The sequence below is a fragment of the Pseudomonas sp. S2_C03 genome (genome assembly GCF_054668405.1).
This window is the reverse complement of sequence record NZ_CP162766.1, coordinates 419460-432574: the sequence shown is the minus strand read 5'-3', so window position 1 is coordinate 432574 and position 13115 is coordinate 419460. Positions and strand designations below refer to the sequence as shown.

Genomic DNA, 13115 nt, shown 5'->3' with positions numbered 1-13115 from the left:
ATAAAACAGTGCATTATTCGATTATTACCTTCGTTTATGAACGTTGCTTATAACGATCGAAAACGAGTGAACAACATGATCGAATAAGAATGCTCTAGTGGACCGACTAACGTCATCAACCCGAGCAAATACGGGCCTCTAACAAGGGCTTGTTTTTTCTCCCATAGTTGGCGTAGAGTTTGTTCACTGTGTTTGCATGGGTCGCTTGGAATCGTGACCTGGGCAGTAGCCTACAAGTTAGCTACATCCCGTTCGACGTCTTCTTACTCTCCTGCAACCAGCTCCAGTACTCTTTCATGAGAAGGAGGCTGTCATTAATTTAGCGTCAAAGGAAATAAGAAATGTCCCAACGTCAGAGCGGTACCGTCAAGTGGTTTAACGACGAGAAAGGTTTTGGTTTTATCACTCCAGAAAGCGGTCCGGATCTGTTTGTGCATTTCCGCGCTATTCAGGGCAACGGCTTCAAGAGCCTGAAAGAAGGCCAGAAAGTGACCTTCATCGCCGTGCAAGGCCAGAAAGGCATGCAGGCTGACGAAGTTCAAGCAGAAGCCTGATCTTCGTAACGAAAAAGCCCCTGATGCTGACATCAGGGGCTTTTTTGTGCGCGTAAATCCGTAAAATGGGCTTCTTTTTCTTGAGACCCCTGGCATGTCCAAACACCAGCTCAAACCACAGGGCGAGTTCCCCGCCGCGACCCTGGGTCGCCGCCTGGCAGCGATGTTCTATGACTTCCTGCTGTGCACCGCCCTGCTGATCGTGACCAGCGGCGTCTACAAGATGATCCAGATGGCGATCATCGGCGAAGACCGGATGCGCACTCTCACAGAAGCGGGCGCGCTGGATGGCGATCCACTGCTGTCGACAGTGCTGTTTTTTGTATTGTTCGGCTTCTTCGCCAAGTTCTGGACCATGACCGGCCAGACCCTGGGCATGCAGGTGTGGTGCATCCGCGTACAGAACGCCGACGGCTCGTCCATCAGCCTGTGGCAGGCGCTGCTGCGCTTTATTGTGTCGATCGCATCGTGGCTGTGCGTAGGGCTGGGATTTGTCTGGTCGCTGTTCGACAAGCAGAAGCGCAGCTGGCATGACATCTATTCAGGCACTGAGTTGGTGCGGATTCCGAAGAAGAAAAAGAGTGACCTGTAGGAGCGGGCTTGCCCGCGATGATCGCCAACGATACCGCGTGCGGCCTGGATGCCCGCGGTGTCTGGACTACCATCGCGAGTAAACTCGCTCCTACAGGGGACTGCGCTTCCCTTGCTCGCGAGGCGGTGTCAGGCGTTTCCCGCCAGCTTCATCCGGGCCGCCTGGGTGAAATCGAGCATGCGCTTGAGCGGACGAATCGCCTGGGGAATCAGCGCCGGGTCGACAAAGATCTCGTTGGTGCCTTCCTTCAGGCACTTGAGCGTGCGTTCCAGGGTGTTCATTGCCATCCACGGGCAATGCGCGCAACTGCGGCACGCGGCGCCGTTACCGGCCGTTGGTGCTTCGATAAACACCTTGTCCGGGCACAGCTGCTGCATCTTGTAGAAAATGCCACGATCCGTGGCGACGATCAGCGTCTTGTTCGGCAGGGTTTGCGCCGCTGCGATCAGTTGACTGGTCGAGCCCACGGCGTCCGCCAGCTCGATCACGGAAGTCGGTGATTCGGGGTGCACCAGAATGGCTGCGTCCGGATACAACGCCTTCATGTCTTCAAGTTGCTTGGACTTGAACTCCTCATGAACGATACAGGCACCGTCCCACAACAACATGTCCGCACCGGTCTTGCGTTGGATGTAGGTGCCCAGATGCTTGTCCGGCCCCCAGATGATCGTTTCGCCGTTATCCATCAGGCTTTCGACGATCTCCAGCGCACAGCTGGACGTCACGACCCAATCCGCCCTCGCCTTGACGGCCGCTGAGGTGTTGGCATAAACGACCACGGTGCGTTCCGGGTGCTGATCACAGAACGCCGAGAACTCATCCACCGGGCAACCCAGGTCCAGCGAGCAGGTGGCCTCCAGAGTCGGCATCAGCACGCGCTTCTCGGGGTTGAGGATCTTGGCCGTTTCGCCCATGAACTTCACCCCGGCGACCACGACGGTCTTGGCCGGATGGGCATTGCCGAAGCGCGCCATCTCCAGCGAGTCGGAAACACAGCCGCCGGTTTCTTCAGCCAAGGCCTGAATGATCGGATCACAATAGAAATGGGCCACCAGTACAGCGTCCTGAGCCTTGAGCTCGGCAGCGATGGCGGCACGGTAGTAGGCCTCTTCTTCGGTGCTCAGCGGCTTGGGCTGCTTGGCATCGAGGTGGGCTTGTACCAGAAGGCGTTCGGAAATCTGCGTCATATTCGCAAGACCTGCAGGCGCATTCGCGCGAAAGTCGAGTATACACCCGGCTCCGGACCCTAAAGGGCACCGCCGGGAAAGTGGGTATGCATCAGGCACGGTGAAGCTGGGCAAGGCTACAGAATATCCGGTCGATGCAAAAGGCCCTTCTGACCCGCGTCATGCGGCGCAGTCCCGGAGGGGCAACTCCCTGAATCGCAGGCAAAAAAAAATCCGGAAATCCTCACCTTCGTGGGCCTTCCAGACTTTTAAAACTGCTAAAAATGGTGGGTCGTGTGGGATTCGAACCTACGACCAATTGGTTAAAAGCCAACTGCTCTACCAACTGAGCTAACGACCCGCTGTGTGGTGGCGCGTATAATACTGATTTTTATAGGTTATTCAACACCTTATTTAAAAAAACTTAAAAATAGGGTGTTGGATCGCTGATTCCGGCCGCTGCGAAGCCTTCTGCACGCAGTCGGCAGCTGTCGCATTTACCGCACGCACGCCCACTGTTATCGGCTTGATAGCAGGAAACGGTCAACCCGTAATCCACGCCGAGCTTCACACCCGTCTCGACGATTTGTGCCTTGCTCATGTTCTGCAACGGTGCCTGGATGCGGAAACCATTGCCTTCGACACCGGCCTTGGTCGCCAGGTTGGCCATGCGCTCGAAAGACTCGACGAACTCCGGGCGGCAGTCCGGGTAGCCGGAGTAATCCACGGCGTTCACGCCAATGAAGATGTCACGGGCGCCGAGCACCTCGGCCCAGCCCAGGGCGAGAGACAGAAACACCGTGTTGCGCGCAGGCACGTAGGTCACGGGAATGCCCTCACCTGCCTCTTCCGGGATGTCGATGCTGGTGTCGGTCAACGCCGAGCCGCCCATGCCGTTCAGGTTCAAACCGATGACCTTGTGCTCGATCACGCCCAGGTCGCGAGCGACGCGCTCGGCGGCGTGCAGTTCCGCGTGGGAGCGTTGGCCGTAGTCGAAGCTCATGGTGTAGCACGCGTAGCCCTGTGCCCGGGCCATGGCCACGACCGTTGCCGAGTCGAGTCCGCCGGACAGCAGGATGACCGCACGTTTTTCCGCAGTATTGGTTTGTTCAGTCATCTCAGCGCCCCGGCTCGTCATTCCAAAGATATTTATGCAGCTGCAATTGCAAACGGACCGGCAGGTTGTCTGCAACCACCCAATCAGCCAGGTCCCGTGCATTCAGGTCATGGTGACTTGGCGAAAACAGCACCTCGCCAGCGCGCCGCTCCAGACCGTACTGGATCAGCTTGGACACTGCCCAGTCATAGTCTTCCCGCGAGCAAATGACAAACTTCACCTGGTCGTTGGGTGTAAGCAGTTCGATATTCTCGTAGCGATTGCGGTGTGCTTCCTTCGAATCCGGAGTCTTGAGGTCGACCACGCGACTGACACGAGGATCGACCGCCGAGATGTCCAGTGCGCCACTGGTTTCCAGTGACACCTCGTAACCGGCGTCGCACAACTGCTTGAGCAATGGGATGGCGTTCGGTTGGGCCAAAGGCTCACCACCCGTGACGCACACGTAGCGCGGGCGAAAGCCGGCGACCTGTTCGAGGATGTCGTCGAGGGTGCGCACGGTTCCGCCGGAAAACGCGTAGGCGCTGTCGCAGTACTGGCAACGCAAAGGGCAACCGGTCAGGCGCACGAAAACAGTGGGCAGCCCGGCAGTCCGCGTTTCCCCCTGCAACGAGTAGAAAACTTCGGTGATTCTCAATGTGTCTTGCATAGTCGCCACGGGCGTAACAGCTAAACAGGCTGTCCGCCTCCGTCAGGCACTTCAAGGAACCCCGCCAACGCGCAGATCCCAAAAAGCGTGTTTCATAAAAAGGGCGTGAATTCTAACGAAAAAACCCGCGACAAGCGCGGGTTTCTTCCAATCGGGTCAAGCCGCGTTACATGCGCTGCAAATCACGTTGGGCCAACTGAGCGGCGGAAGTGCCCGGGTATTGAGACACAACCTGTTGCAAAATGCCTTTGACCTTGTCGGGATGACCCAGGCGGCGTTCTACGTCAGCCAGCTTGTACAGCGAGTCAGGCACTTTGTTGTGCTTGGGATAAAGCTGGGAAACCTTGGCGAAAGCCTGACCCGCACCTTGCAGATCACCTTTGGCCAGGTTCACTTCGCCCAACCAGTACTGGGCATTGCCGGCGTACTGGCTGTTGGGGTACTTGCGCAGGAAAGCGCTGAAAGCCTGGCTGGCCTTGTCGAAATCCTTGGCTTTGATCAGGTCGAAGGCTGCATCGTAGTACAGTTTTTCCTTGGCCGGATCAGCGGGTTCGCTGCCTGCTGCCGGGGCTTGAGCGGCAGCCGCTCCCGCACCTGCGCCGGCGGCTGCACCGGTGGCGTTCAAGTCGCCACCGGCTGGAGAATTCTCGGGAGTCGCGGCTGGTGCAACGCCGTTCCCTATGCGCCGATCAAGATCCTGGTATCGCTCCAGGGATTCCTGCTTCATGCGCGAAACCTGATTTTGCAGTTCTTCAATCACGCCTTGCTGACGCGAAATCTGATCCTGCATTTGTTGCAGCTGGTTGAACAGCATGCCCTGTGCCGAGGCAGGAGCCGCAGCCCCTCCCCCGGCATAGGCGCCGTTCGTACCGTAACCGGCTGGCGGAGTACTACTCCCGCTATTGTTATAGCCGGAGTCATTATCGACCACAGGAACCGCAGCCCACACCGCAAGCGGAGCGAGGCTGAGAGCCAATACAGTTACAGCACGAAGGCACGTTCGCATATCGAATTACTTACGCAGTTCGACGCGACGGTTTTGAGCCCAGGACTGCTCGTCGTTGCCGGTAGCAACTGGACGCTCTTCGCCGTAGGAAACCAGTTCCAGCTGAGCTGGGGAAACACCTTGCAGTACCAGGTAGCGCTGAACGGCTTTCGCACGACGCTCGCCCAGTGCCATGTTGTACTCACGAGTACCACGTTCGTCGGTGTTGCCTTCCAGAACAACGCGAGCGCCGTTTGCTTTCAGGTCTTTGGCGTGAACGTCCAGGGAGCGCATGGCTTCTGGCTTCAGGTCCGAGCTGTCGTATTCGAAGTAGAAGGTGGTGATTGCGCGCAGAGCAGCTTCTTCGCTCAGGGAGCCGTCAACAGCACCAGTGTTAGCGCCGTAACCAGCGTTTGGATCAACAGCGCCTTCACCGGCGTTGTCGCCGCCTTTGGACGAGCAACCTACAGCTACAGCCATGGCCAGAGCCAGCGCAGCAAATTTACCAAACTTCAGCATTTCCATCGTGAAACTCCTAATGAACCCCAGTGTGTTAAGTAAAACGTAAAGCGCCGCGTCAGTTCAGGTAAGGGGACCAGGAAGGTTCTCTGACTTCGCCTTGTGCGGTAGGAAGCGGGAGCCTTACGCGTCCATTAATGGACACGAGCATCAAGACTCCCCGGCCCTGCTGGCGGGTGGCGTAGATTACCATGGTGCCGTTGGGCGCAACAGTAGGCGACTCGTCCAGAGTGCTATCAGTGAGGATTTTTACACTTCCTCGCTGCAAATCCTGGGCTGCCACCTTGAAATTGGTGAAACCGTCCTGGCGGTGAATCATCACCAGCGTCTTTTCATCAGCCGACAGTTTAGGGTTGGCGTTGTAGTTACCCACGAAGGTCACACGCTCCGCCCCGCCGCCACCGACGCTGGTTTTGTAGATCTGTGGCTTGCCGCCACGGTCCGAGGTGAAGTAGATGGTCGAACCATCCTTGCCCCAGAACGGTTCGGTATTGATGCCAGGACCATTGGTCACACGAGTGATCTGACGCGAACCCAGGTTCATCACGTAAATGTCCGGGTTACCGTCCTTCGACAGCACGAATGCCAGGCGATTGCCATCCGGCGACCAGGCGGGTGCACCGTTCAGGCCCTCGAAATTGGTCAGTTGCTCACGGCGACCGGTGTCGATGTTCTGCATGAAGATACGTGGACGCTTCTGCTCGAACGACACATAGGCGATACGCTTGCCATCAGGCGCGAAACGCGGCGACAGGATCGGCTCGCGCGATTGCAGCAGGGTCACGGCACGGGCACCGTCGTAGTCCGAGCGTTGCAGCGTGTAGCGGGTGTTCTTCTCGGAGAAACGTTCTGCCGTCACGTACAGCAGGCGAGTCGAGAATGCACCTTTGATACCGGTGAGTTTTTCGAACGACTGGTCGGCAATGTAGTGCGCCATGTCACGCAGTTGATCAACACCACCCGACACGCTGCCGGTCAGCACTTGCTGCTCGGTGGCGACGTTGAACAGCGCGTACTGGACCTGCAGGCGACCACCGGCCGGCGCGATGCTGCCGACCATGATGTACTGGGCACCCAGCGCCTTGAAGTCGCGGTAGATGATTTCGCTGGCCTGACTTGGCTGGCTGATCATGTTTTGCTTCGGAATCGGCGAGTAGTAACCCGAGTTACGCAGGTCGTTACCGATGATTTCAGCCATGTCGTCCGGCAGCACGCTACCGCCCTGGTTACCAAAAGGCACGACGGCAATCGGTGTTGCCCGATCACTGCCGCTGGTGACCAGAATATTTTTCTCATCCGCCATCGCCAGACCTGCCATGCAGCAGATTGCGATCAGCATTCCTCGAAGAAGGTTTCTCACAAGGCTAGATCCTCAGGTGTAAATGTCATCTTGAAGGAACGATACGGAGCGAAATCGCTCGGCTTCATTCCCTGCATTTCTGTCAAACGTCCAATATTCTTCACCGCTGCCACAGCCGATGCGTCAAACGGACCGTCACCACTGGATTTGGCCACGCTGACCGAGGTCACCGTACCGTCCGGCAACATGCCGATCTGCAACACCACCGTCATGCCCTTGCGTGCTGAAGGTGGGCGAGCCCAGCCCTCCGCTGCACGAGCGCGAATCAGGTCATCGAAGCTGCCGGCGACTTCGTCACCCTGCTCGTCCGCCAGGGCCTGCTGACGCTGCGGCGTGTCGGAAAGCAAATCAGCCAGGGCCTGAGCCTTTTTATCCTCGGCGGATTTACGTGCCGCGTCCTGCGATTTCTTCTTCGCAGCATCGGCAGCAGCTTTCTTCTTCGCTTCGTCGGCGACTTTTTTCTTCGCCTCTTCAGCTTCAGCTTTTTTCTTGGCGTCTTCAGCGGCTTTCTTTTTCGCGTCTTCGACGATCTTTTTCTTCGCTTCTTCAGCGGCCGCTTTCTTGGCCTCTTCTTCAGCAGCCTTCTTGGCTTCTTCTTCGGCTTTCTTCTTGGCTATATCAGCCAATTGTTTCTCTTCTGCCTTCTTGGCTTCGGCGGTCTTCTTCGCTTCATCGGCTTTCTTGGCTTCATCAGCCTTTTTCGCCTCTTCGGCTTTCTTCGACTCGTCGGCCTTCTTGGCTTCCTCGGCCTTTTGAGCCGCTTCTTCTTTCTTTTGTTCCGCAGCCTTTATCGCTTCCTGCTCGACCTTCTTCTGTTCCATCTGCTCGACTTCGGTCTGGCGCGCAGCCGACTTCTTCGCTTCACCCGCAATCTTCTGATTGGTCTGGGTGGTGGCCTGACTTTTCGATTTCAGCTGGTACAGGGTGGCCTGGACAATGGGCTTGGCCGGCGGCAACTCAGGCGTAAAGGCGAAACTGACGAACAGCATGCCGAACACCAGCACGTGCAAGCAGATCGCCCAGACACTGGGCCAGAAGTAGCTTTCCGAGGCTGTTGGCTCTCGCTGTTGCTGCATCAGGGCGCCTCGGTAATCAGACCAACGTTACCGACCCCGGCTTTCTGCAACCCACCCATGGCCCCCATGACGGCACCGTAATCGACGGTCTTGTCGCCACGAATGAACACCTGGGTGTGCTTGCCGCCCTCGTTGCCGGCACGAATGATCTTGGTCACCGCATCCGTCATCTGCGGCAGGGTCATGGCGCGATCCTGCTGCTTTTCGGTGTCGACTTCGCTGCCAAGGTTCCAGTAGTAGGTCTTGTCAGCCTTGATCGAAATAGTCAGGACCTGAGTGTTGTTGTCCTGCGGCAAGGCTTCGCTGGAAACCTTGGGCAGATCAACTTTCACGCCCTGATTGAGCATTGGCGCGGTCACCATGAAGATGACCAGCAGTACCAGCATCACGTCGATGTAAGGCACCACGTTCATCTCGGCAACCGGCTTGCGCTTATTGCGGGCTCGAGCGATTAAAGCCATTGGAAATTACCTGCTTAGTCTTCGCTGGTGTGCACTTTGCGGTGCAGGATCGCCTGGAATTCATCGGCGAAGGTGTAGTAGCGGCCAATCAGCGTTTCACTGCGAGCGGCGAAACGGTTGTAGGCGATAACGGCCGGGATGGCGGCGAACAGACCGATCGCGGTGGCGATCAGGGCCTCGGCAATACCCGGGGCTACGGTGGCCAGGGTTGCTTGCTGGGCAGTGGCCAAGCCACGGAAGGAGTTCATGATCCCCCACACCGTACCGAACAGACCGATGTAAGGGCTGACCGAACCGACGGTGGCCAGGAACGGGAGGCTCTGCTCGAGCTTTTCTTCTTCACGGGAGATTGCAACGCGCATGGCACGGGCCACACCTTCCATCACGGCTTCTGGATCAACGCCGGGCTGCTGGCGCAGACGGGAGAACTCCTTGAAACCGGCACGGAAAATCTGCTCGACGCCCGAATCCGGGTCAGGGTTACTGCCCGCCTGGCGGTAGAGTTTGGACAGGTCGATACCCGACCAGAAGCGCTCCTCGAAGCCCTCCAGCGCACGTCGACCGGCGCGCAGCAGGTTGCTGCGCTGAAAAATCATGATCCATGAGGTCACCGATGCGGCTACCAGGGTCAGCATTACCAGTTGCACCACGATACTGGCATTGCTGACCAGGCTCCACATGGAGGAATGGTCGACGACGTTAGCTTCCACGCTTTATCTCCTGCGTTGAGTGTGTACCCGCGCCGCTCACGTCGGCAAAGGCCGCACGTAGAGTTTCGGGAATGGCCCGGGGTTTCAAACTGTTGGTGCGCACACAGGCCACCAGGAACTGCCCTTCGCAGAGCAGCACATCATCCGTTGCCCGCCTGACCTGCTGCTTGAAACGCAGGCTGGCACGGTTCAATTCGATTACTTCAGCGCTTACCAGCAGTTCGTCGTCCAGTCGCGCCGGCGCGTGGTAGCGCGCTTCGCTGGAATGCACGACGAACAACAGGTCCTCCCCTGCCAGCTGGGATTGGGCAAAGCCCAGTTCCCGCAGCCGCTCGGTTCGAGCCCGTTCCATAAACTTGAGGTAATTGACGTAATACACGATGCCGCCGGCATCGGTGTCCTCGTAATAAACGCGACAACGATGTGCGAACGGCCCAAGCCCGTTTTGCGCGCGCATACTCTAGTGCTTACTCCTCGGGTTGCCAATTGGCTTGGCAACTGTTTTTCATGGTTCTGCGGCTTTGCCTGCGAAAGTACGGTCCTAGGACAGCACAATGCCCGAAAAATCAGCACGCAAACGTTAATTAATCATCAGCGTCATCAAGAAACTCGTCTACTACGGGCTTCTCTCCCAATCGTGACGGAATGTTTAAGCCAAAATGCAGGTAGGCATGCCGGGTCACGACCCGTCCCCTCGGGGTGCGCATGATGTAACCCTGTTGAATCAGGTAGGGCTCCAGCACGTCTTCGATGGTGTGGCGCTCCTCACTGATCGCAGCCGCCAGGCTGTCGACCCCAACCGGTCCGCCATCGAATTTCTCGATCATGGTCAGGAGCAGACGACGGTCCTGGTGATCGAAGCCACGCTCGTCAACATCCAGCAGGTTCAGCGCAAGGTCGGCAATCGGCTTGGTAATGTGCCCCTTGCCGCGTACCTCGGCAAAATCGCGCACCCGGCGCAGCAAGCGGTTGGCGATCCGCGGGGTGCCACGGGCTCGACGGGCAATTTCAAAAGCGCCATCCGGATCCAGCGGCAAGCCGAGGATGTTCGCCGAACGGCCGACGATGGTCGCAAGGTCCGCGGTGCTGTAGAACTCCAGGCGCTGAACGATACCGAAGCGGTCACGCAGCGGGTTGGTCAGCATGCCGGCGCGTGTCGTTGCTCCCACCAGCGTGAACGGCGGCAGATCGAGCTTGATCGAGCGGGCGGCCGGGCCTTCACCGATCATGATATCGAGCTGGAAATCTTCCATGGCCGGGTACAACACTTCCTCGACGATCGGCGACAACCGATGGATCTCATCGATGAACAGCACGTCGTGAGGTTCGAGGTTGGTCAACAACGCAGCGAGATCACCTGGACGCTCCAGGACCGGTCCCGAGGTGCTCTTGATCGACACGCCCATTTCCTGGGCGATGATGTTGGCCAGGGTCGTCTTGCCCAGCCCGGGCGGGCCGAAGATCAGCGTATGGTCCAGGGATTCGCTGCGCCCGCGCGCGGCCTGGATGAACAACTCCATTTGCTCGCGAACCGTCGGCTGGCCAATGTACTCCGCCAGGCTGACGGGACGAATCGCCCGGTCCTGGACCTCCTCGCGCTCGCGTGGACCAGGTGTGGCGGTTATCAGTCGATCAGCTTCAATCACTTAGATCATTCCCTTCAGGGCGCGACGAATCATGTCTTCACTGCTCAAGCCTTTCTCCTTGATCGCGGAAACGGCCTTGCTGGCTTCCTGCGGCTTGTAGCCCAGGGAAATCAGCGCGCTCACCGCGTCGGTTTCGGCGCTGGCGACCGGCGCAACGTCCGGCCCGCCCGGCTGGTTGGGAACCAGGGCAAACATCGCCGGCACGGTTTCCCAGGCCTTGAAGCGGTCCTTGAGTTCCACCAGCAGTCGCTCGGCGGTCTTCTTGCCCACCCCTGGCACCTTGGTCAGCGCCGACGTGTCCTGGGATTGCACGCAACGTACCAGCTCATCGACTTCCAGGCTCGACATCAGGGCGAGCGCCAGTTTGGGACCGACACCATTAAGACGGATCAACTCCCGAAAAAAGTCTCGCTCGCGCTTGCTGGCGAACCCATAGAGTAACTGTGCATCTTCACGCACGACCAGATGAGTGTGCAGCGTCAGGGGCTCACCGACCGACGGCAAGCGATACAGCGTGGTCATGGGGACTTCCAGCTCATAGCCCAGACCGTTTACATCCAGAATCAGGTGCGGCGGCTGTTTCTCAGCCAGGGTGCCGCGCAAGCGTCCAATCACGTTACAGATCCTTGAGCGTTGGCCAGGGTGGTTCTGGCGACCGATGGAGTGAGGGCTTCGCGCCGACGACACAGGCGTAAAACCCTCATTCCAGAAAATGGACTGCTGATGCTATCAGAGACGCAGGCGTCCGCCACGACTGCGTGCCGCACCCAGACCATGGGGCAACAGACTGGATCGGGTGTGGGCATGGCAAATGGCAATGGCCAGGGCGTCCGAGGCATCGATTTGCGGTTTACTGGTCAACTTCAACATGTGCATGACCATCATCTGCACCTGCTCCTTGTTGGCCGCACCCGTGCCCACCACCGCCTGCTTGACCTGGGTCGCGGAGTACTCGGCGATTTCCAGGCTTTCTTCAGCCCCCGCCACGATGGCCGCCCCTCGGGCCTGCCCCAGCTTCAGTGCGGAATCGGCGTTGCGCGCCATGAACACCTTTTCGATGCCCATGGTCACCGGGTGGTAGGTCTGGATGATCTCCCGCACGCCGCGATAGACGATCTGCAGGCGCTCATGCAGCTCACCCGCTCCGGTGCGGATGCAGCCCGAGGCCACGTATTCGCAGCCACGCCCGGTGTCGCGGACTACGCCGTAGCCGGTGATGCGCGAGCCGGGGTCGATGCCTAGTATTAGAGTCATAACGCCTTTGAAGTCAGTGAATCAACAATACCCAAGTACAACACAAAACAAATGTGGGAGCGGGCTTGCTCGCGAAGGCGGTGGGTCAGTCTGATCATCGACAACTGACACACCGCAATCGCGAGCAAGCCCGCTCCCACAGGGGACTGGCGGGCAACCTTAACTGAGCTGCGCAGCCACGTCTTCCGGGATGTCCACGTTGGAGTAGACGTTCTGCACATCATCGAGGTCTTCAAGCATGTCGATCAGCTTGAGGACTTTCTCGGCGCCCTCCAGGTCCAGCTCGGCACTGGTGGTCGGCAGCATGACGATTTCCGCGTCGTCACCTTTGAAACCGGCGGCTTCCAGGGCGTTACGCACGGCATAGAAACCGGCGAACGAAGTGAACACATCGATGGAACCGTCTTCGTTGGTCACCACGTCATCAGCATCGGCGTCCATCGCCGCTTCCATCAGTGCGTCTTCGTCGACACCGGCGGCGAAGGAAATCTGCCCCTTGCGCTCGAACAGGTAGGCCACGGAACCATCGGTGCCGAGGTTGCCACCGCATTTGCTGAAGGCATGGCGCACGGCCGCTGCAGTACGGTTGCGGTTGTCGGTCATGCACTCGACCATCACTGCCACACCACCGGGGCCGTAACCTTCGTAGGTCAGTTCGACCATGTCGTCGGTATCAGCCGCACCGGCACCGCGAGCAACGGCGCGATCGATGATGTCGCGACTCATGTTCGCCCCCAGCGCCTTGTCCAGGGCCAGGCGCAGACGCGGGTTGGACCCCGGATCACCACCACCCTGGCGGGCAGCGACGGTCAGTTCACGAATCCACTTGGTGAAAATCTTGCCCTTCTTGGCATCCTGACGTTCTTTGCGGTGCTTGATGTTCGCCCACTTGGAATGACCCGCCATAACTCGCTCCGAATTCTCTTTGAATCATTGCCCGCCACACCCTGGGGCGCCGGCCGGCAAATAAAAATTTCGATCTATCCATAAACAAAGGGCGCATCCGAAGATGCGCCCTTGCGGCCA

Annotated in this window: 16 protein-coding genes and 1 tRNA gene; 2 read left to right on the top strand and 15 right to left on the bottom strand. The window is 58.4% G+C overall.

The features are described 5' to 3' along the window. Positions 1-341 precede the first annotated feature (341 nt). Both AB4N64_RS02015 and AB4N64_RS02010 read left to right on the top strand, forming a co-directional pair. Positions 342-554, top strand: coding sequence for a cold-shock protein (locus AB4N64_RS02015; RefSeq protein ID WP_007977299.1), 213 nt, complete (start codon positions 342-344; stop codon positions 552-554). Between the two features lie 94 nt (positions 555-648). After that, entirely contained in the window at positions 649-1146 is a 498-nt protein-coding gene (locus tag AB4N64_RS02010; protein ID WP_460121551.1) for an RDD family protein, read from the top strand. Positions 1147-1274: 128 nt separating this feature from the next. Here the strand turns inward: AB4N64_RS02010 and nadA are convergent, their stop codons facing one another. From nadA to AB4N64_RS01935, 15 genes are all read right to left on the bottom strand, one after another. Further along, a complete protein-coding gene (gene nadA, locus AB4N64_RS02005) occupies positions 1275-2333 on the bottom strand; it encodes a quinolinate synthase NadA (protein WP_460121549.1) in 1059 nt (352 codons plus the stop codon). Positions 2334-2597: 264 nt separating this feature from the next. Beyond that, a tRNA-Lys gene (locus AB4N64_RS02000) sits at positions 2598-2673 on the bottom strand. A gap of 63 nt (positions 2674-2736) precedes the next feature. Next, positions 2737-3429, bottom strand: a complete 693-nt coding sequence (queC, locus tag AB4N64_RS01995; RefSeq protein ID WP_460121547.1) for a 7-cyano-7-deazaguanine synthase QueC — start codon at positions 3427-3429, stop codon at positions 2737-2739. A gap of 1 nt (position 3430) precedes the next feature. Further along, positions 3431-4078: a 7-carboxy-7-deazaguanine synthase QueE gene (queE, locus tag AB4N64_RS01990; RefSeq protein ID WP_192305571.1), complete on the bottom strand. Its 648-nt coding sequence runs from the start codon at positions 4076-4078 to the stop codon at positions 3431-3433. A gap of 166 nt (positions 4079-4244) precedes the next feature. Then, positions 4245-5084, bottom strand: a complete 840-nt coding sequence (gene ybgF / locus AB4N64_RS01985; protein ID WP_460121545.1) for a tol-pal system protein YbgF — start codon at positions 5082-5084, stop codon at positions 4245-4247. 6 nt (positions 5085-5090) lie between these two features. Next, entirely contained in the window at positions 5091-5588 is a 498-nt protein-coding gene (gene pal / locus AB4N64_RS01980) for a peptidoglycan-associated lipoprotein Pal (RefSeq protein ID WP_150772357.1), read from the bottom strand. Positions 5589-5640: 52 nt separating this feature from the next. Then, positions 5641-6921 (bottom strand): Tol-Pal system beta propeller repeat protein TolB, encoded by a 1281-nt coding sequence (tolB, locus tag AB4N64_RS01975; protein ID WP_460126565.1) that lies wholly within the window; start codon positions 6919-6921, stop codon positions 5641-5643. A gap of 17 nt (positions 6922-6938) precedes the next feature. Then, positions 6939-8018, bottom strand: a complete 1080-nt coding sequence (gene tolA / locus AB4N64_RS01970) for a cell envelope integrity protein TolA (protein WP_460121542.1) — start codon at positions 8016-8018, stop codon at positions 6939-6941. After that, the gene (gene tolR, locus AB4N64_RS01965) at positions 8018-8470 is read right to left on the bottom strand and encodes a protein TolR (protein WP_192306394.1); all 453 of its coding nucleotides are present in this window, start codon (positions 8468-8470) and stop codon (positions 8018-8020) included. The genes tolA and tolR overlap by 1 nt, the downstream gene beginning before the upstream one ends. A gap of 23 nt (positions 8471-8493) precedes the next feature. Further along, the gene (gene tolQ, locus AB4N64_RS01960) at positions 8494-9189 is read right to left on the bottom strand and encodes a protein TolQ (RefSeq protein WP_460121540.1); all 696 of its coding nucleotides are present in this window, start codon (positions 9187-9189) and stop codon (positions 8494-8496) included. Next, the gene (ybgC, locus tag AB4N64_RS01955) at positions 9179-9646 is read right to left on the bottom strand and encodes a tol-pal system-associated acyl-CoA thioesterase (RefSeq protein ID WP_460121538.1); all 468 of its coding nucleotides are present in this window, start codon (positions 9644-9646) and stop codon (positions 9179-9181) included. Before ybgC ends, tolQ begins: the two co-directional genes overlap by 11 nt. 127 nt (positions 9647-9773) lie before the next feature. After that, a complete protein-coding gene (gene ruvB, locus AB4N64_RS01950; RefSeq protein WP_460121536.1) occupies positions 9774-10835 on the bottom strand; it encodes a Holliday junction branch migration DNA helicase RuvB in 1062 nt (353 codons plus the stop codon). Further along, a complete protein-coding gene (gene ruvA / locus AB4N64_RS01945; RefSeq protein WP_192305559.1) occupies positions 10836-11450 on the bottom strand; it encodes a Holliday junction branch migration protein RuvA in 615 nt (204 codons plus the stop codon). Between the two features lie 114 nt (positions 11451-11564). Beyond that, positions 11565-12089: a crossover junction endodeoxyribonuclease RuvC gene (gene ruvC / locus AB4N64_RS01940; RefSeq protein ID WP_192305557.1), complete on the bottom strand. Its 525-nt coding sequence runs from the start codon at positions 12087-12089 to the stop codon at positions 11565-11567. 159 nt (positions 12090-12248) lie between these two features. Then, positions 12249-12995, bottom strand: coding sequence for a YebC/PmpR family DNA-binding transcriptional regulator (locus AB4N64_RS01935; RefSeq protein WP_460121533.1), 747 nt, complete (start codon positions 12993-12995; stop codon positions 12249-12251). Between the last annotated feature and the right edge of the window lie 120 nt (positions 12996-13115).